The organism is Sediminicola arcticus (genome assembly GCF_040566695.1).
Classification (GTDB): Bacteria; Bacteroidota; Bacteroidia; order Flavobacteriales; family Flavobacteriaceae; genus Sediminicola; species Sediminicola arcticus.
This window is the reverse complement of sequence record NZ_JBEXAE010000009.1, coordinates 1-19511: the sequence shown is the minus strand read 5'-3', so window position 1 is coordinate 19511 and position 19511 is coordinate 1. Positions and strand designations below refer to the sequence as shown.

Genomic DNA, 19511 nt, shown 5'->3' with positions numbered 1-19511 from the left:
TCAAAAATCTGTTCAAATCAGGTTTGGTAATACGGTTTAGGGTTAAAAAATCTTTCAAAAAATAGTGTTGAAGATTTTTATTTAGATTTAGGTTGTTCAATTGAATATAGTTTCTATATTTGCAGTCTTAAAAATCACAAAAGAGAGGAGGTTAAAGCTTATGTTAATTATACCAATTAAAGAAGGAGAGAATATAGATAGGCCGCTAAAGCGTTTTAAGCGAAAGTTTGATAAGACTGGCACTATGCGTCAGTTAAGAAAGCGTCAGGCGTTCAGTAAGCCTTCTGTAGAGCGAAGAGCTCAAGTTCAAAAAGCAGAATATATCCAAGGTCTTAGAGATAGAGAAGAGATATAGTTCCTTGGAACGAGATATAAGAGAATCCTGCCTTTGGTGGGATTCTCTTTTTTTATGCAAAATCCTGTCATTTAAATAGTAACTTAGCTATTAAAGCTGATGTTATATGTCTGTTCCGTCTTTTTTGTCATATCTCGCTTTAGAACGTAAATATTCGGCCCACACCGTTACCGCATACAAGGCTGATTTGGAGGAGTGGACTTTGTTTTGTTTTAAAGAGTTTTCATTGGATGACGTTGATATTGCTAATTACAGCCTCATTAGAAGTTGGATTGTACTATTGGTAGACTCCAAGGTGTCTAATAGGACAATCAATCGAAAAATAGCCTCTTTAAAGGCGTATTATAAATTTCTTTTACGCATTGGACGTATATCCTCTAGTCCTTTAGCTAAGCATACTGCTTTAAAAACTACAAAAAAAGTTGAGATACCATTTTCTGAATTGGAAATGGAAGCTGTACTTCAGGAATCAACATATACCCATGATTTTGAGGGTACAAGGGATAAGTTAATCGTAGCCTTGTTGTATACTTCGGGTATGCGAAGGGCGGAAATGATCAATTTAAAGATGGTCCATGTAGATTTTTCTTCGATGACCCTAAAGGTTCTTGGTAAGCGAAATAAAGAGCGTATTTTGCCACTGCTGGAATCTACTCAAGAGCTGTTTACTGCTTATTTTGTCTTTAGGGATGCCTTGGAATGCATTAAGGATGGAGAATATGTCTTTTTGTCGAAGGCTGGCAACAAAATATATGAAATCCTTGTTTATAGAATTATAAATCGATACTTTAGTAAAGTGTCCTCCAAGGTAAAGAAGAGTCCGCATATATTAAGACACACATTTGCGACTCATTTGCTAAATAAGGGTGCAGATTTAAATTCGGTCAAAGAATTGTTGGGTCATTCAAGTTTAGCCTCCACCCAGGTTTACATCCATAACAGTATAGCCGAACTCAAAAAAGTACATTTCACTTCTCATCCTAGAAATAAGAAATAGTACGAGATTCTTTTTTCAATGTTTAAATTTTAAATTTTCAGCCTATGAAAGTAAATGTTCAATCCGTTAATTTCAATGCGGAAGGAAAACTTATTGACTTCGTTCATTCCAGATTGAACAAGTTAGATTTATTTTACGACAAGATCATCAGTTCTGATGTCTACCTTAAGGTGGAGAACACAAGTTCCAAAGAGAATAAAATTGCGGAGATTAAGGTTCATGTCCCCAAAGATCAATTTATAATAAAAAAACAGTGCAGATCCTTCGAAGAGGCCGTGGATGCGGCATCTAGTTCATTGGAGAGAAAGTTGGTGAAACGCAAGGAAAAATTAAAAGCATAAGTTTGATTAAAATTATCTGAAAAATGTTTTGAATAATTAAAAAAACGTATACATTTGCAGTCCGTTAGAAATAGCGGACTTTTTTGTGAGAGAAAAAGGAAGTAAAAGGCCGATGTAGCTCAGCTGGCTAGAGCAGCTGATTTGTAATCAGCAGGTCGTGGGTTCGAGTCCCTCTATCGGCTCTTAAGTTCTTAAAATATTGGTTTGGGGAGATACTCAAGCGGCCAACGAGGGCAGACTGTAAATCTGCTGACTACGTCTTCGCAGGTTCGAATCCTGCTCTCCCCACAAAAAAGGCTTAAAGGGTCTTTGTATGAAAATACAGAATGTTTGTTTTTGAAATTATGAAATAAATTTTTAGGTTTGCCTAAAAATTAAAATGCGGGAGTAGCTCAGTTGGTAGAGCGTCAGCCTTCCAAGCTGAATGTCGCCGGTTCGAACCCGGTCTCCCGCTCTAAATTTTAATTGCAAATAGCTCCTTTACTGGGGCTTTAGGCAATTAAAATTAAATGGACGAGATATTTTATTTTGTTCAGAGCGAAGTCGGGATAAAACCCGTCCGCGCTTTACTTTGAGTTTATGGTTATAGTTTTAAGTTTTAGTTATAACTGGCTATAGAACTTAAAGATGCCGGTGTAGCTCAGGGGTAGAGCGTTTCCTTGGTAAGGAAGAGGTCATGAGTTCAAATCTCATCATTGGCTCATTAGAAGGCATAAATTGTACACTAATATAAACTAAGATTAAAATTCATTAAACATGGCAAAGGCAACTTTTGATCGTTCCAAACCGCACTTAAATATAGGTACTATTGGACACGTAGATCACGGTAAAACTACATTGACTGCCGCTATTACAACTGTTTTAGCTAATGCAGGTCTTTCTGAAATGAGAAGTTTCGATTCTATCGACAACGCTCCTGAAGAAAAAGAAAGAGGTATTACCATCAACACATCACACGTAGAATATTCAACTGCAAACCGTCATTACGCTCACGTTGACTGTCCTGGTCACGCGGATTACGTAAAAAACATGGTTACTGGTGCTGCCCAAATGGACGGTGCTATTTTGGTGGTTGCTGCTACTGATGGTCCAATGCCACAAACACGTGAGCATATTCTTTTGGGTCGTCAGGTAGGTATTCCAAGAATGGTTGTATTCATGAACAAAGTGGATATGGTTGATGATGAAGAATTATTGGAACTTGTTGAAATGGAAGTGCGAGAATTGCTTTCTTTCTATGATTATGATGGTGACAATGGACCTGTAATCGCTGGTTCTGCATTAGGAGCACTTAATGGTGAGCAAAAATGGGTTGATACAGTAATGTCCTTGATGGAAGCTGTTGATAGCTGGATTGAATTGCCAGAAAGAGATATTGATAAGCCTTTCTTGATGCCTGTTGAAGATGTATTTACAATTACTGGTCGTGGAACTGTTGCTACAGGTCGTATCGAAACAGGAGTTGCTAACACTGGAGATCCAGTTGAGATCATCGGTATGGGTGCTGAAAAATTGAATTCAACTGTTACTGGGGTAGAGATGTTCCGTAAGATTTTGGATAGAGGTGAAGCTGGGGATAACGTAGGTATCTTGTTAAGAGGTATTGAAAAATCACAGATCAAAAGAGGAATGGTTATCTGTAAGCCAGGCAGTGTTAAGCCACATGCTAAATTTAAGGCAGAGGTTTATGTTCTTAAGAAAGAAGAAGGTGGTCGTCACACACCATTCCATAACAACTACCGTCCACAGTTCTACGTAAGAACAACCGACGTAACAGGAACTATCAATCTTCCTGATGGTATTGAAATGGTAATGCCAGGTGATAACTTAACTATTACTGTTGATTTATTGTCTCCGATCGCATTGAATGTTGGTCTACGTTTCGCGATTCGTGAGGGTGGTAGAACAGTTGGTGCTGGTCAGGTTACTGAGATTATAGATTAATTTTACATTATAAATATTGCACTGAGGGTGTCCTACTATGTGGGATACCTTTCAGTGTAAATATAAACGGGTGTAGCTCAGTTGGTAGAGCACTGGTCTCCAAAACCAGGTGTCGGGAGTTCGAGTCTCTCCTCCCGTGCTAGTGTTAATCGGGAAAGTCATTTATGGGTAATCCCAAAGTAGATTGTTAAAAGAGTGAGAAAGGGTCTTAAAAATATTCAATAATAGAAATTGAAGTTTTATTCCCTGAATCAGAAAAATGAAGTTGTTTTTCGACTAAATTTTTAAAACTATAGAAAACCTTTCACAGCATGTTGACTTATATTAAGGAATCCTTTGAAGAGCTTAAATACAATGTTACCCTCCCTCCTAAGGCGGAGTCATCTAATTTGATGGTAATTGTAGCTGTGTTCTCAATTATTTTTGCATTGGCTACTTGGGGTGTTGATAGTCTTTTTGGAGAATTGATCCAATTGTATTTCAATAAAATAATCAACTAAGTCATACCTATGTCGGAAGTATTAGAGAAGAAGTGGTATGTGGTAAGAGCTGTTAGTGGGCAGGAGAACAAGATAAAGGGATACATCGAAACCGAAGTTGGAAGACTTGGTTTTGAGGATTACCTAGAAGAGGTTCTCGTCCCTACTGAGAAGGTGGTTCAAATTAGAAATGGTAAAAAAATAAACAAGGAACGCGTTTATTTTCCTGGTTACATCATGGTCAAAGCTAATTTAGGCGGAGAGATGATACATATTATACGTTCTATTACCAATGTAATAGGATTTTTAGGTGAAACTAAAGGGGGAGATCCTGTGCCACTTAGAAAATCTGAGGTAAACAGAATGTTAGGAAAAGTGGATGAGTTGGCCATTACATCGGACAGCGTAGCTATTCCTTTTGTTTTGGGTGAAACCATAAAGGTAATAGATGGTCCTTTCAATGGTTTTAACGGAACTGTTGAAAAAATAAATGAAGAAAAGCGTAAGCTAGAGGTAATGGTGAAGATTTTCGGAAGAAAGACGCCATTGGAACTTAGCTATATGCAAGTAGAAAAAGTATAAGTAAGAATTGTTACATATATCTAAAGTAGTGTCGCTTCCAATTTGACACGCTTTCAATTTAATTTTAAACAATGGCAAAAGAAGTAAGTAAAGTAGTTAAACTACAAGTTAGGGGAGGTGCAGCGAATCCGTCGCCACCGGTTGGACCCGCTTTAGGTGCTGCCGGCGTTAACATCATGGAATTCTGTAAGCAGTTTAACGCTCGTACGCAGGATAAACCAGGCAAAGTTTTGCCAGTTGTTATCACGGTATTTAAGGACAAGTCATTTGACTTCGTTGTTAAGACACCGCCAGCGGCAATTCAACTTATGGAAGCAGCTAAGATTAAAAAAGGATCTGGCGAACCTAACAGAAACAAAGTGGCTAGCGTTACCTGGGAACAGATAAGAGCTATAGCCGAGGACAAAATGGTGGATTTAAATGCCTTTACCTCAGAAGCAGCTATGACAATGGTTGCGGGTACGGCTAGATCTATGGGTTTAAAAGTTTCAGGGACTAGACCTTTTTAAAATCTTAAAAGCAATTTAGAATGGCAAAATTAACAAAAAAGCAAAAAGAAGCGCTTTCTAAGGTAGATAAAAATAAGCTATATACCTTGGTAGAAGCTTCAGCTTTAGTAAAAGAGATAACGAACGTAAAATTTGATGCGTCTGTTGATATCGCTGTAAGATTGGGTGTAGATCCAAGAAAAGCGAATCAAATGGTGCGTGGTGTTGTTACCCTTCCTCATGGAACTGGTAAGGATGTTAAGGTTTTAGCGTTGGTAACCCCAGATAAAGAAGCAGAAGCTACAGAGGCAGGTGCGGATTATGTTGGATTAGATGAGTATTTGGAGAAAATTAAAAACGGTTGGACCGATGTTGATGTAATCATCACCATGCCAAGCGTTATGGGAAAATTAGGTCCTTTGGGTAGAGTATTGGGACCAAGAGGTTTAATGCCCAATCCAAAGACAGGAACAGTTACTATGGATGTCGCTAAGGCAGTAGCAGAAGTAAAGGCTGGTAAGATTGATTTTAGAGTTGATAAAACAGGAATTGTGCATGCAGCAATCGGAAAAGTTTCTTTCTCCGAAGATAAGCTTGCGGACAATGCCAAGGAGCTTTTGGATACTTTAAACAAAATGAAACCTGCAGCAGCGAAAGGTGTATACATGAAGAGCATTTATTTGTCTAGTACAATGAGCCCAAGTTTGCAACTAGATCCTAAAGGAGTATAACTGTTAGTTTAAAGTTTTTATTATGACAAGAGAAGAAAAATTGAACGTTATACAAGATTTAACTGCACAGTTAGGAAGTAATTCCATTATTTACTTGGCAGATATTTCTGGTATGAATGCTTCGGCAACATCAGATTTAAGAAGGGCTTGTTTTAAAGCCAATATTAAATTAGCGGTTGTTAAAAATACCTTGCTTGCAAAAGCAATGGAAGCATCGGATAAGGATTTTGGAGAGCTTACCGGAGTTTTGGTAGGTAACACTTCCATAATGTACTCTGATACGGGTAACGCTCCGGCAAAATTAATCAAGAACTTCAGAAAAAAAACAACAAAGCCATTATTAAAAGGTGCTTATATTGCAGAGGCCGTTTATGTTGGTGATGAAAATCTTGAAGCCTTGATCAATATCAAGTCTAAGGAAGAAATGGTTGGGGAAATCATTGGATTACTTCAGTCTCCTGCTAAAAATGTTATCTCTGGACTTAAGTCTAGTGGTGGTAAATTGGCCGGTATCCTTAAAACATTATCCGAGAAATAATACGTACGCACTAAAAACAATTATATTTTAAAATTTTATTAAACGATAGAAAAATGGCAGATTTAAAAAATTTCGCAGAACAATTGGTTAACTTAACTGTAAAGGAAGTAAATGAGTTAGCTGCAATATTAAAGGATGAATACGGTATTGAGCCTGCTGCTGCTGCAGTAGCTGTTGCTGTTGGTGGAGCTGCTGAAGGTGGTGAAGCTGCAGAAGAAAAAACTGAATTTGATGTAATATTAAAAGCGGCTGGTGCTTCTAAATTAGCAGTTGTAAAATTGGTTAAGGAATTAACTGGTTTAGGATTAAAAGAAGCTAAAGATATCGTTGATAGCGCACCAAAAGCTATCAAAGAAGGTATCTCTAAAGATGAGGCTGAAGGAATTCTAAAATCATTAGAAGAAGCTGGAGCAGAAGTTGAGCTTAAATAATAGCGACAACCATACTATTTTGGTTTAGGTCTTTCCACCATTTTTGGTGGCTAGACCTAAACCCTTTTATATATGTTGTATATAAGGACATATACCACCCACTTTAGTATTCACAATCAAAATTTTGTCCATTGATGATTACAAAACAAACTGAAAGAATAAGTTTCGCATCCGCTAAGAACATACCGGACTACCCGGATTTCTTGGACATTCAGATCAAATCATTTCAGGATTTCTTTCAACTTGAAACTAAATCTGATGAAAGGGGCAATGAAGGCTTGTACAACACCTTCATGGAAAACTTTCCAATCACTGACACAAGAAACCAATTTGTTTTAGAGTTTCTAGACTATTTTATTGATCCACCTAGATATTCCATTCAGGAATGTATTGAGCGTGGACTAACCTATAGTGTACCTCTAAAAGCAAGGTTAAAGCTATACTGTACCGATCCAGAGCACGAGGATTTTGAAACTATAGTGCAGGATGTTTATTTGGGTACAATCCCTTATATGACACCCAGTGGTACCTTTGTTATCAATGGTGCCGAACGTGTTGTGGTATCTCAATTACACCGTTCTCCTGGAGTGTTCTTTGGACAATCTTTCCACGCAAATGGGACAAAATTGTATTCTGCTAGGGTAATTCCATTCAAAGGTTCTTGGATAGAATTCGCTACAGATATCAATGGCGTTATGTACGCTTACATTGACAGAAAGAAAAAATTACCGGTAACTACACTTTTCAGAGCCATAGGGTATGAAAGGGATAAGGATATCTTGGAAATATTTGACCTTTCTGAAGAAGTGAAAGTTTCCAACACCGGACTTAAGAAAGTATTGGGCCGTAAATTGGCAGCAAGAGTTCTAAATACATGGCATGAGGATTTCGTTGATGAAGATGCTGGTGAAGTGGTATCCATCGAAAGAAATGAAATTATCTTAGATCGTGATACTATTCTTGAAAAGGATCATATCAATAAAATTATAGAGGCTGATGTAAAAACTATTCTTTTGCACAAAGAGAATAACGCACAATCAGATTACTCTATCATTCATAATACTTTGCAGAAGGATCCTACAAACTCTGAAAAAGAGGCTGTAGAGCATATTTATCGTCAACTGCGTAATGCAGAACCGCCCGATGAAGAAACTGCGCGCGGTATTATAGACAAATTATTCTTTTCTGATCAACGTTACAACCTTGGTGAGGTTGGTCGTTACAGAATGAATAAAAAATTAGGGTTGGACATTGGAATGGACAAGCAGGTCTTGACCAAAGAAGATATCATCACCATCATTAAATATTTAATAGAATTAATCAACTCTAAAGCAGAGATTGATGATATCGATCACCTTTCCAATAGACGTGTAAGAACTGTTGGGGAGCAATTGTCGCAACAATTTGGTGTAGGTCTTTCCCGTATGGCTAGAACTATCCGTGAGCGTATGAACGTTCGTGACAATGAAGTGTTTACTCCAATTGATTTGATCAATGCTAAGACGTTGTCTTCTGTGATCAACTCATTCTTTGGAACAAATCAATTGTCTCAGTTCATGGATCAAACTAATCCATTGGCAGAAATAACGCACAAGAGAAGATTATCGGCACTAGGACCAGGTGGACTTTCAAGAGAAAGAGCTGGATTCGAGGTTCGAGATGTTCACTATACGCATTATGGGAGACTTTGTCCAATTGAAACTCCAGAGGGACCTAACATTGGTTTGATTTCTTCCTTGGCGGTATTCTCAAAGGTAAATCCAATGGGATTCTTAGAGACTCCTTACCGTAAAGTTGAAAATGGAAAAGTGAATACCAAGGAATTCGGTTATTTAAGCGCCGAAGAGGAAGAAGGTATGAAAATAGCTCAGGCTAACATTCCTTTGAAAGATGATGGTACTATAGATATTGATAAAGTAATTGTTAGGGAAGAAGGAGATTTCCCAGTGGTTGATCCGAGCGAAGTAAATTACACGGATGTAGCGCCTAACCAAATTGCGTCAATTTCAGCCTCATTAATTCCATTCTTGGAACATGATGATGCGAACCGTGCTTTGATGGGATCAAACATGATGCGTCAGGCCGTGCCATTATTAAAGCCAGAATCTCCGATTGTAGGTACTGGATTAGAGCGCCAAGTTGCTTCAGATTCCAGAGTATTGATTAATGCTGAGGGAGATGGGGTTATAGAATATGTTGATTCTAGGAAAATAACCATAAAGTACGATAGGACAGACGCAGAACGTTCAGTTAGTTTTGAAGAGGATTCCAAGACGTATGAATTGGTGAAATTTAGAAAGACCAACCAAGGAACAAGTATTAACTTAAAACCTATAGTAAGAAAAGGTGATAGGGTTAAGAAAGGACAAGTTCTTTGTGAGGGGTATGCAACGGAAAGTGGAGAACTTGCCTTGGGTAGAAACCTTAAAGTGGCCTTTATGCCATGGAAAGGATACAACTTTGAGGATGCGATTGTAATTTCAGAAAAAGTAGTACGTGAAGATATCTTTACCTCTATTCACATAGATGAATATTCATTAGAAGTAAGGGATACAAAATTGGGAGCTGAAGAGTTGACCAACGATATTCCAAACGTTTCTGAAGAGGCTACCAAAGACCTGGATGAATACGGTATGATCCGTATTGGTGCAGAGGTTAAGCCTGGTGATATCTTAATAGGTAAGATTACTCCTAAAGGTGAATCTGATCCTACACCAGAAGAAAAACTATTACGAGCCATCTTTGGAGATAAAGCTGGTGATGTAAAAGATGCTTCCTTAAAAGCTTCACCATCTTTAAGAGGTGTTGTTATCGATAAGAAATTGTTCTCAAGATCAGTTAAGGATAAGCGTAAGCGTTCCGAAGACAAAGAAGAGCTTTCTAAATTGGAGTTGGAATACGAAGTTAAATTCGAACAACTTAAGGACGTATTGGTAGAAAAATTATTTGTGTTGATTAATGGTAAGACATCACAAGGGGTATTGAACGATCTTGGGGAAGAAGTACTTCCAAAAGGTAAGAAATACACTATGAAGATGTTGAACTCTGTAGATGATTTTGCTCACTTGGTGGGTGGAAGCTGGACAACAGATAAAGAATCCAACACATTGGTTGCGGATCTTTTACACAACTATAAAATCAAATTAAACGATCTTCAGGGTAACTTGAGAAGGGATAAGTTTACGATTTCTGTTGGTGATGAATTACCTGCAGGTATCATGAAATTAGCTAAAGTTTATATTGCGAAAAAGCGTAAGCTAAAGGTTGGAGATAAAATGGCGGGTCGTCACGGTAACAAAGGTATTGTTGCCCGTATCGTTCGTCATGAGGATATGCCGTTCTTGGAGGATGGAACACCTGTGGATATCGTATTGAATCCACTTGGGGTACCTTCCCGTATGAACATTGGACAGATCTATGAAACAGTTCTTGGATGGGCTGGTCTTAAATTGGGCAAGAAATATGCGACACCAATTTTTGATGGAGCTACCATAGACCAGATTAATGAATATACCGATGAGGCTGGAATTCCAAGATTTGGACACACCTACCTTTATGATGGTGGAACTGGACAGCGTTTTGATCAACCTGCGACTGTTGGGGTGATCTATATGTTGAAACTAGGACACATGGTAGATGACAAGATGCATGCTAGATCCATTGGACCTTACTCTTTAATCACGCAACAACCATTAGGTGGTAAAGCACAATTTGGTGGTCAGCGTTTTGGAGAGATGGAAGTTTGGGCACTAGAGGCTTATGGTGCATCTGCAACCCTTAGAGAAATATTGACAGTGAAATCTGATGATGTTATTGGAAGGGCAAAGACGTACGAGGCTATCGTAAAAGGAGAGACAATGCCAGAACCTGGTTTACCAGAATCTTTCAACGTATTAATGCACGAACTTAAAGGACTAGGTTTGGACATTAGATTGGAGGAATAAGATAATAGGTCTTGAACACTATTTGTAATATACATACTTAATTTACTATCACCATATTGTTATGGCTAGACAAAAAGATAATAACACAATAAAGAGGTTCGATAAAATTTCAATCGGATTGGCATCTCCAGAATCAATTTTGGCGGAGTCAAGAGGGGAAGTTTTGAAGCCTGAAACTATTAACTATAGAACGCACAAACCTGAGCGTGACGGTCTTTTTTGTGAGCGAATTTTTGGTCCTGTAAAGGATTACGAATGTGCTTGTGGAAAATATAAGAGAATCCGTTACCGTGGTATCGTTTGTGATCGTTGTGGGGTAGAGGTTACAGAAAAGAAAGTACGTAGAGACAGAGTAGGACACATCAATTTGGTGGTTCCGGTAGCTCACATCTGGTACTTCCGTTCCTTGCCAAATAAAATTGGTTACCTTTTGGGATTACCTTCCAAGAAATTGGACATGATCATCTATTATGAGCGTTATGTGGTTATTCAACCAGGTATTGCCAAGGGTCCTGATGGAGAAGAAATTCAGAAAATGGATTTCTTGACTGAAGAGGAGTATCTGAACATATTGGAATCGATTCCGCCGGAGAACCAATATTTGGATGATACAGATCCAAACAAATTTATTGCCAAGATGGGAGCAGAATGTTTGATCGATATCTTATCAAGAATCGATTTGGACAAGCTTTCCTACGAATTAAGGCACAAAGCGAATACTGAAACTTCCAAACAACGTAAGACTGAAGCTCTTAAACGTTTGCAAGTAGTAGAATCTTTGCGTGAGTCACAGGAGAACAGGGAAAATAGACCTGAGTGGATGATTATGAAAGTAATCCCTGTAATTCCACCAGAACTTAGACCTCTGGTGCCATTGGATGGTGGTCGTTTTGCGACCTCTGACTTAAATGATCTTTACAGAAGGGTAATCATCAGAAACAACCGATTAAAAAGGTTGGTTGAGATCAAAGCTCCCGAAGTAATTTTAAGGAACGAGAAGCGTATGCTTCAAGAATCTGTGGATTCCTTGTTTGATAATACCCGTAAGGCGTCAGCCGTTAAAACGGAATCTAACAGACCATTAAAATCTCTTTCTGATTCCTTGAAAGGAAAACAAGGTCGTTTTCGTCAAAACCTTTTGGGTAAACGTGTCGATTATTCTGCTCGTTCAGTAATCGTTGTTGGTCCTGAAATGAAATTGTTCGAATGTGGTCTGCCAAAAGATATGGCGGCAGAACTTTACAAGCCTTTCGTTATTCGTAAGTTGATAGAAAGAGGTATTGTAAAAACAGTAAAATCAGCTAAGAAAATTATAGATAAGAAGGAACCAGTAGTTTGGGACATTCTTGAAAACGTATTGAAAGGACATCCTGTTTTATTGAACAGAGCTCCTACGTTACACCGTTTGGGTATACAAGCGTTCCAGCCAAAACTTATTGAAGGAAAGGCTATTCGTTTACACCCGTTGGTATGTACGGCATTTAATGCGGATTTTGACGGTGATCAGATGGCTGTACATTTACCACTGGGACCAGAAGCTATTTTGGAAGCACAATTATTAATGTTGGCTTCCCATAACATATTGAATCCAGCAAACGGTTCGCCTATTACAGTACCATCACAAGATATGGTCTTGGGTCTATACTATATGACCAAAGAGAGAAAAACCATGGGCGATGTTATCGTCAAAGGGGAAGGTATTACGTTTTATTCTGACGAGGAAGTGGTTATCGCTTTCAACGAGGGTAAAGTAGAGCTTAATGCAGGTATTAAGGTAAGAACGAAGGATTTTAACGAATCTGGAGAACTTGTTAACCAAATTATACCAACAACTGTAGGTCGGGTTTTATTCAACATGGTGGTGCCAGAACAGGCCGGTTATGTAAACGAAGTATTGAACAAAAAATCATTACGTGATATTATCGGTAACATTTTAAGTGTGACCGATGTACCTACTACAGCTGATTTCTTGGACAAAATTAAGACGATGGGTTATGAATTCGCTTTCAAAGGTGGATTATCCTTTAGTCTTGGTGATATTATTATCCCACCAGAGAAGCATGAAATGATTGCCGATGCCAACGAACAAGTAGAGGGTATTAGGGCTAACTATAACATGGGTCTGATTACCAACAACGAACGTTACAATCAGGTGATTGATGTTTGGACTTCAACGAATGCAATGTTGACCGAATTGGCAATGAAGCGTATTCGTGAGGACAAACAAGGATTTAACTCTGTGTACATGATGTTGGATTCTGGAGCAAGGGGATCTAAGGAACAGATTCGTCAGTTGACCGGTATGCGTGGATTGATGGCTAAGCCTAAAAAATCTACTGCTGGTGGAGGTGAAATTATTGAAAATCCAATTCTTTCTAACTTTAAGGAAGGTCTTTCTATCTTGGAATACTTTATCTCTACTCACGGTGCACGTAAAGGTCTTGCGGATACAGCATTGAAAACTGCTGATGCAGGGTACTTAACCCGTCGTTTGGTAGATGTTTCACAAGATGTGATCATCAACATTGAAGACTGTGGAACATTACGCGGTATTCAGGTTGAGGCTTTGAAGAAGAATGAGGAAATCGTTGAAAGTTTAGGAGAAAGAATCTTAGGTAGAGTTACCTTACACGATGTTATCAATCCTTTAACAGAAGAAATTTTGTTAAGAGCTGGACAAGAGATTTTAGAGGCAGATGTGAAAAGAATTGAAGCATCTCCTATAGATAAGGTAGAAGTGAGATCTGCATTGACTTGTGAGGCCCAAAAAGGGATCTGTGGTAAGTGTTACGGTAGAAACCTATCTACTAATAAAATGGTACAAAGAGGTGAAGCTGTAGGTGTTGTTGCTGCCCAATCTATTGGGGAGCCTGGAACACAGCTGACATTGCGTACATTCCACGTGGGAGGTATTGCAGGGAACATCTCTGAGGATAGTAAATTAGAAGCTAGATTTGGTGGTATAGCCGAAATCGAAGATCTAAGGACTGTAACGGGATCAGACAATGAAGGAAAAGCAGTTGAAACTGTAATTTCTAGAACCACGGAGATAAAAGTAGTAGATGCCAAAACTGGAATCACTTTAAGTACTAATAATATTCCTTATGGATCGCAATTGTTCGTCAAGAACGGTACTAAGGTTGAAAAAGGAGAACTTATTTGTCAGTGGGATCCATACAACGGAGTAATTGTTTCTGAATTCTCTGGTAAAATCGCTTATGAAAATATTGACCAAGGTGTTACATACCAAGTTGAGATAGATGAGCAGACAGGATTCCAGGAAAAAGTAATCTCTGAATCAAGGAACAAGAAATTGATACCTACCTTATTGATTAAAAACAATAATGACGAAGTATTACGTTCTTATAACTTACCTGTTGGGTCACACATTATGGTGGACAATGGAGATAAGATCAATGAAGGTAAAATCTTGGTGAAGATACCACGTAAGTCCGCTAAATCAGGGGATATTACTGGAGGTCTTCCAAGGGTGACTGAATTGTTCGAAGCTCGTAACCCATCAAACCCTGCAGTAGTTTCAGAAATTGATGGTGTTGTTTCTTTTGGTAAAATTAAAAGAGGTAACCGTGAGATTGTCATAGAATCAAAATTGGGAGAAGTCAAGAAATACTTGGTAAAACTTTCCAACCAGATTTTGGTACAGGAGAACGATTATGTACGTGCAGGAATGCCATTATCGGACGGTTCCATCACTCCAGAGGATATCTTGTCCATTAAGGGACCATCTGCTGTTCAACAGTACTTGGTGAATGAGGTACAAGAGGTATATCGTCTGCAAGGGGTGAAGATCAACGATAAGCATTTTGAGGTTGTTGTTCGTCAGATGATGCGTAAAGTACGTATCCAAGATCCAGGTGATACGATATTCTTAGAGAACCAATTAGCCCATAAAGATGATTTCATTTTAGAAAACGATGAGATCTACGGTAAAAAGGTAGTTTTGGAAGATGGGGATTCAGAGAACTTGAAACCAGGTCAAATCATAACTGCCCGTGAATTAAGGGATGAAAACTCACTTCTTAGAAGAGGGGATAAGAACTTAGTAACCGCTAGGGAGGCAATTGCAGCCACGGCAACACCAATTTTACAAGGTATAACCAGAGCCTCACTACAGACTAAATCATTCATATCTGCAGCTTCCTTCCAGGAAACTACAAAGGTATTGAACGAAGCAGCTGTTGCAGGTAAAGTAGATACTTTGGAAGGCTTGAAAGAAAATGTAATTGTAGGACATAAGATTCCAGCCGGTACAGGTATGAGGGATTATGATAGCATCATTGTTGGTTCTAAAGAAGAATTCGATGAGATCATGGCCCGAAAGGAAGAGTTCAAGTTTTAATTGATTATGGACGATAACAATCAAAACCAAAAGCAGATCAATATAGAGTTAGATGAAAAAACGGCCGAGGGGATTTACTCCAACTTGGCCATCATTAACCACTCCGTATCAGAATTTGTTGTTGATTTTATCAGCTTAATGCCAGGAGCACCAAAGGCTAAAGTTAAGAGTAGGATTGTACTAACTCCACAACATGCCAAAAAGTTTCTCAAAGCTTTAAGTGACAACGTTCAGCGTTTTGAAAAAGCCCATGGTACAATAAAGGATTATGAACAGCAACCTATACCGTTGAACTTCGGTCCAACAGGAGAGGCATAAAAGAAAAAACCCATGATGAAAATCATGGGTTTTTTTTATGTTGTATCCTAAGATATGATGCTAATCGAATTCTGAAGTGAAATGCAGCTTTACCGTTGGGTATTTCTGTTGTGTCATTTGTAATGAAAATTGAGAATCGGCCAAAAATACCAATTGATTGCGTTTGTCCTTGGCCAAGAATTTCTGCTTTACCCTTTTAAATTCTTTAAACTCTTCATTGTTCTTATCTGAGGCCTCTACCCAACAAGCTTTATACACAGGGAAATTTTCGTAGGTACATTTGGCACCATATTCATGTTCTAAACGGTATTGAATTACTTCAAATTGTAGGGCACCTACGGTTCCTATCACTTTCCTATTGTTTATTTCCAAAGTAAATAATTGAGCAACCCCTTCATCCATCAATTGGTCAATTCCTTTGAAAAGCTGTTTTGATTTTAAAGGATCCGCATTATTGATATATCTGAAATGTTCAGGTGAAAAGCTAGGTATTCCTTTGTAGTGTAAAGTTTCGCCCTCGGTTAAGGTATCTCCAATTTTAAAATTACCAGTATCGTGAAGCCCAACAATATCTCCGGGATAGGAAATATCCACTATTTCCTTCTTTTCAGCAAAGAAGGCGTTAGGACTAGAAAATTTAAGGTTTTTACCTTGCCTTACGTGTAAATAGGGTTTGTTCCTTTCAAAAGTTCCCGAGACAACTTTAATAAATGCAAGACGGTCTCTGTGTTTTGGATCCATGTTTGCATGGATTTTAAACACGAAACCGGTAAAATCTTTTTCGTTGGCTTTTACCAAACGTTCCTCGGCCATCTTGGGTCTTGGTGTTGGTGCAATATCAATGAAGCAATCCAAAAGCTCGCGAACCCCAAAATTATTTAATGCGGAACCAAAGAAAACTGGTTGTTGGGCTCCTTTTAGGTATTCCTCTTTATTGAAAGGAGGATAAACCCCATGCACCAATTCTAGGTTGTCCCTAAGATCTTTGGCTGCCTTGGATCCAATTATTCTTTCCAACTCAGGGTTGTCCAGATCGTCAAAGGCTATAGTGTTTTCTATGTTTTTTTTGCTATCTCCACTGAACAGGTTAATGTTCTTTTCATAAATATTGTATATACCTTTAAAATCATAGCCCATCCCGATAGGGAAACTCAATGGGGAGACTTTAAGGCCCAGCTTTTGTTCCACCTCATCTAAAAGGTCAAAGGCGTCCTTCCCTTCCCTGTCCATCTTATTAATGAAAACGAGCATTGGAATATTTCGCATCCTACAGACTTCTACCAGTTTTTCAGTTTGGTCTTCTACCCCTTTGGCAACATCTATAACAACAATAACACTGTCCACTGCGGTTAAGGTTCTAAACGTATCTTCGGCAAAATCCTTATGACCTGGAGTATCTAGGATGTTAATTTTCTTGTCTCTATAGATAAAGGCTAAAACAGAAGTAGCTACAGAAATACCACGTTGTTTTTCAATTTCCATGAAATCACTTGTTGCGGTCTTTTTGATCTTATTGTTTTTTACGGCTCCTGCCTCCTGAATAGCACCCCCAAAAAGAAGTAATTTCTCGGTTAAGGTTGTTTTTCCTGCATCTGGGTGGGAGATGATCCCAAAAGTCCTTCTCCTCAGTATTTCCTTGTCAAAACTCATTCGTAAAATTTTGGCAAAAATAAGCCAAATTAATTGCTTCTAAGGAAGAACCATAGGGAAATTATATTTGCTCCTATGTTATTAAATTTTATGGTTTACTGAGTGTTTTCTAGTTAAATCTTTAAAAGATAATTGTAGGGTATAATCGTATAAAGGCTTTTGTGTACATCCAATGGTCCAAGAAAAAGGTTTTTTTGTGGATAGGGTGTTAAGCGAAAATATACGCTTTAACGAGTATTATTGTCATTTAAGGATAATTCATAATGATTGTGAAAGAAACAATTTGTTGCTCAAATATTTAGATTTATCTTGCGCTGTATTTTAAGAATGCCCTAAATTCTTGCAATAACCAACCTAACCAGCCATGGTGCTTAGTAAATTAAACTACTGACACATATGGACGACTTTACTTTTTATACTATAAAGAGGGAGATGAATAAAACGCTAAGTCTCTTAGTGGTTTTTTTGTTATTCATTTCTTTTTCTTCGTTTGATAATATTTCCTCAATCGCTACGACTTTGGACACCGATAAAGATGGTGTTGTTGATTCCAAGGATATTGATGATGATGGCGATGGAATTATAGATTCCATAGAGGATGCAAATTTGGACAAGGATAATAATCCTGCCACTAACCCAACAGACACTGATAAAGATGGCATTCCCAATTATTTGGACATCGATTCTGATAATGATGGTATCTTAGATAATGTTGAGGCACAGACTACTAAAGGGTATAAGGCACCTAGTGGAAAAGATGTGGATGGGAATGGATTAGATGATATTTACGAAAAGACACCTGGAAGTTGTGGAGGATTAATTCCAATTGATACGGATACGGATAAGGTTAAGGACTATCTAGATATCGATTCTGACAATGATGGGATCTTGGATAATGTTGAGGCTCAGACTACTGAAGGTTTTCATGGACCAAGTAAAATCGATGCAGATAATAATGGTCTTGATGATTATTACAGTAGTACTGCGAATAGTGTTTGTGATTATAATAGCGTATCCAGTAATTATAATGGAAATGATAAAGTAACATTATGCCATAGAGAAGATAAAAGCCCAAATAATCCAAGAAATGGCTTTCATCAGATTACTGTTTCTCCAGCAGCTGTTCAAGCACATTTAAATCATGGTGATACGCTTGGGGCTTGTCCAGGTAACCCCTCCAGTCCTTCTGGTCTATACCCAGTGGATACAGATTTAGATGAAATTCCAGATTACAGAGATATCGATTCTGACAATGACGGAATCTTGGATAATGTGGAGGCTCAAGAATACAATACTTTTCAAGAACCTTGTGGGATAGATAAGGATAAAAATGGACTCGACGATCATTACGAAAGTCATCCAGGAAACGGAGAAGGAATAACTACAATTGATACGGATGAAGATCATCATCCTGACTTTAGGGATATAGATTCAGACAGCGATGGGATATTAGATAATGTAGAGGCTCAAATAGCAGCTGATTTCCAAGAACCTTGTGGCGTAGATTCAGATGAAAATGGTTTGGATGATCATTATGAAAGTGCACCTGGAAAGGGCGAAGGAATTACCCCAATAAATTCAGATACAGATTCATTTCCTAATTTCAGGGATATAGACAGTGATAATGACGGTATTCCTGATAATGTAGAGGCACAGAGTACTTCTGGTTATGTTGCTCCAAGTGGATTGGACGATGATAACGATGGTCTGGACAACGCCTATGAGGGCACTGGTAATGAAGGTTTGACACCCGTGGATTCGGATGGAGATAACACTACGGACCACCTTGACCTGGATAGTGACAACGATCTTGTACCCGACAACAATGAGGGGAACGATTTTAATTTTGATGGGATTCCTGATCAGACCTTTACAGGAACGGATACGGACGGTGACGGTCTAGATGACGGTTACGAGGGCAGTGATGTGAATGACGGTTTTGATGTGAACGACGAGATCGATGATCCTACGAACGACCTGCCTGATACGGACGGTGATGCTACAACGGATGGTGACGTAAACTATAGGGACCTGGACGATGACGGGGATACTATTGATACCCCGGACGAGGATGCCAATGATGACGGTAACCCTACCAATGACGATACGGATAACGACGGTACGCCGGATTACCTAGATCCAACCGATGACAATACGGATACAGATGGTGACGGAGTTCCCGATGTAACGGATCTTGATGACGATAACGACGGTATCTTGGATACAGTGGAATCTGACGACATTGATGGTAGTCCCATCGATAGGGATAGTGACAATGACGGTTATTCAGATAGAATTGATATAGACAGTGATAATGACGGTATTCCTGATAATGTAGAGGCACAGAGTACTT

14 protein-coding genes, 5 tRNA genes and 1 pseudogene are annotated in these 19511 nt (G+C 38.6%); 19 read left to right on the top strand and 1 reads right to left on the bottom strand.

The genetic code is table 11. The annotated features are described in order from the left end of the window. Nucleotides 1-160: 160 nt before the first annotated feature. From rpsU to ABXZ36_RS14495, 18 genes are all read left to right on the top strand, one after another. Nucleotides 161-355, top strand: a complete 195-nt coding sequence (gene rpsU, locus ABXZ36_RS14580) for a 30S ribosomal protein S21 (protein WP_354616499.1) — start codon at nucleotides 161-163, stop codon at nucleotides 353-355. Between the two features lie 106 nt (nucleotides 356-461). After that, entirely contained in the window at nucleotides 462-1352 is an 891-nt protein-coding gene (locus tag ABXZ36_RS14575; RefSeq protein WP_354616413.1) for a tyrosine-type recombinase/integrase, read from the top strand. A 44-nt stretch (nucleotides 1353-1396) separates the two neighbouring features. Further along, entirely contained in the window at nucleotides 1397-1693 is a 297-nt protein-coding gene (gene hpf, locus ABXZ36_RS14570; protein ID WP_354616412.1) for a ribosome hibernation-promoting factor, HPF/YfiA family, read from the top strand. A 108-nt stretch (nucleotides 1694-1801) separates the two neighbouring features. Next, a tRNA-Thr gene (locus ABXZ36_RS14565) sits at nucleotides 1802-1875 on the top strand. Between the two features lie 24 nt (nucleotides 1876-1899). Then, nucleotides 1900-1981 (top strand) — tRNA-Tyr (locus ABXZ36_RS14560). 93 nt (nucleotides 1982-2074) lie between these two features. After that, nucleotides 2075-2147 (top strand) — tRNA-Gly (locus tag ABXZ36_RS14555). A gap of 175 nt (nucleotides 2148-2322) precedes the next feature. Next, nucleotides 2323-2394, top strand: a tRNA-Thr gene (locus ABXZ36_RS14550). Nucleotides 2395-2449: 55 nt separating this feature from the next. Further along, on the top strand, nucleotides 2450-3637 hold the full coding sequence (gene tuf, locus ABXZ36_RS14545) for an elongation factor Tu (RefSeq protein ID WP_354616411.1): 1188 nt from the start codon (nucleotides 2450-2452) through the stop codon (nucleotides 3635-3637). 66 nt (nucleotides 3638-3703) lie between these two features. After that, nucleotides 3704-3776: transfer RNA gene (locus ABXZ36_RS14540), tRNA-Trp, on the top strand. Nucleotides 3777-3948: 172 nt separating this feature from the next. Further along, nucleotides 3949-4137, top strand: a complete 189-nt coding sequence (gene secE, locus ABXZ36_RS14535; protein WP_354616410.1) for a preprotein translocase subunit SecE — start codon at nucleotides 3949-3951, stop codon at nucleotides 4135-4137. Between the two features lie 9 nt (nucleotides 4138-4146). Beyond that, complete coding sequence (gene nusG / locus ABXZ36_RS14530) at nucleotides 4147-4698, top strand: transcription termination/antitermination protein NusG (protein WP_354616409.1); 552 nt, start codon at nucleotides 4147-4149, stop codon at nucleotides 4696-4698. 71 nt (nucleotides 4699-4769) lie between these two features. Further along, nucleotides 4770-5207, top strand: coding sequence for a 50S ribosomal protein L11 (rplK, locus tag ABXZ36_RS14525; protein ID WP_354616408.1), 438 nt, complete (start codon nucleotides 4770-4772; stop codon nucleotides 5205-5207). A gap of 20 nt (nucleotides 5208-5227) precedes the next feature. Beyond that, a complete protein-coding gene (gene rplA, locus ABXZ36_RS14520; protein ID WP_354616407.1) occupies nucleotides 5228-5917 on the top strand; it encodes a 50S ribosomal protein L1 in 690 nt (229 codons plus the stop codon). 22 nt (nucleotides 5918-5939) lie between these two features. Further along, complete coding sequence (gene rplJ, locus ABXZ36_RS14515) at nucleotides 5940-6455, top strand: 50S ribosomal protein L10 (RefSeq protein ID WP_354616406.1); 516 nt, start codon at nucleotides 5940-5942, stop codon at nucleotides 6453-6455. Nucleotides 6456-6508: 53 nt separating this feature from the next. After that, a complete protein-coding gene (gene rplL, locus ABXZ36_RS14510) occupies nucleotides 6509-6886 on the top strand; it encodes a 50S ribosomal protein L7/L12 (RefSeq protein WP_354616405.1) in 378 nt (125 codons plus the stop codon). Between the two features lie 134 nt (nucleotides 6887-7020). Then, nucleotides 7021-10830 (top strand): DNA-directed RNA polymerase subunit beta, encoded by a 3810-nt coding sequence (rpoB, locus tag ABXZ36_RS14505; RefSeq protein ID WP_354616404.1) that lies wholly within the window; start codon nucleotides 7021-7023, stop codon nucleotides 10828-10830. A 61-nt stretch (nucleotides 10831-10891) separates the two neighbouring features. Beyond that, entirely contained in the window at nucleotides 10892-15190 is a 4299-nt protein-coding gene (gene rpoC / locus ABXZ36_RS14500) for a DNA-directed RNA polymerase subunit beta' (RefSeq protein ID WP_354616403.1), read from the top strand. Nucleotides 15191-15196: 6 nt separating this feature from the next. Continuing rightward, a complete protein-coding gene (locus ABXZ36_RS14495; RefSeq protein ID WP_354616402.1) occupies nucleotides 15197-15508 on the top strand; it encodes a DUF3467 domain-containing protein in 312 nt (103 codons plus the stop codon). A gap of 60 nt (nucleotides 15509-15568) precedes the next feature. On the opposite strand, the gene ABXZ36_RS14490 is transcribed toward ABXZ36_RS14495, so the two are convergent. Further along, complete coding sequence (locus ABXZ36_RS14490; RefSeq protein ID WP_354616401.1) at nucleotides 15569-17158, bottom strand: peptide chain release factor 3; 1590 nt, start codon at nucleotides 17156-17158, stop codon at nucleotides 15569-15571. A 432-nt stretch (nucleotides 17159-17590) separates the two neighbouring features. Here ABXZ36_RS14490 and ABXZ36_RS14485 point away from each other — a divergent pair. Beyond that, nucleotides 17591-19511, top strand: a pseudogene (locus tag ABXZ36_RS14485) (gliding motility-associated C-terminal domain-containing protein); the annotation flags it as partial.

Bases quoted from the DNA above. Each gene is read 5' to 3' on its own strand.
- ABXZ36_RS14490 (WP_354616401.1), bottom strand. From the start codon at position 17,158: ATGAGTTTTGACAAGGAAATACTGAGGAGAAGGACTTTTGGGATCATC.
- rplL (WP_354616405.1), top strand. From the start codon at position 6,509: ATGGCAGATTTAAAAAATTTCGCAGAACAATTGGTTAACTTAACTGTA.
- rpoB (WP_354616404.1), top strand. From the start codon at position 7,021: ATGATTACAAAACAAACTGAAAGAATAAGTTTCGCATCCGCTAAGAAC.
- rpsU (WP_354616499.1), top strand. From the start codon at position 161: ATGTTAATTATACCAATTAAAGAAGGAGAGAATATAGATAGGCCGCTA.
- tuf (WP_354616411.1), top strand. From the start codon at position 2,450: ATGGCAAAGGCAACTTTTGATCGTTCCAAACCGCACTTAAATATAGGT.
- rplA (WP_354616407.1), top strand. From the start codon at position 5,228: ATGGCAAAATTAACAAAAAAGCAAAAAGAAGCGCTTTCTAAGGTAGAT.
- ABXZ36_RS14495 (WP_354616402.1), top strand. From the start codon at position 15,197: ATGGACGATAACAATCAAAACCAAAAGCAGATCAATATAGAGTTAGAT.
- rplK (WP_354616408.1), top strand. From the start codon at position 4,770: ATGGCAAAAGAAGTAAGTAAAGTAGTTAAACTACAAGTTAGGGGAGGT.
- rplJ (WP_354616406.1), top strand. From the start codon at position 5,940: ATGACAAGAGAAGAAAAATTGAACGTTATACAAGATTTAACTGCACAG.
- secE (WP_354616410.1), top strand. From the start codon at position 3,949: ATGTTGACTTATATTAAGGAATCCTTTGAAGAGCTTAAATACAATGTT.
- hpf (WP_354616412.1), top strand. From the start codon at position 1,397: ATGAAAGTAAATGTTCAATCCGTTAATTTCAATGCGGAAGGAAAACTT.
- rpoC (WP_354616403.1), top strand. From the start codon at position 10,892: ATGGCTAGACAAAAAGATAATAACACAATAAAGAGGTTCGATAAAATT.
- nusG (WP_354616409.1), top strand. From the start codon at position 4,147: ATGTCGGAAGTATTAGAGAAGAAGTGGTATGTGGTAAGAGCTGTTAGT.
- ABXZ36_RS14575 (WP_354616413.1), top strand. From the start codon at position 462: ATGTCTGTTCCGTCTTTTTTGTCATATCTCGCTTTAGAACGTAAATAT.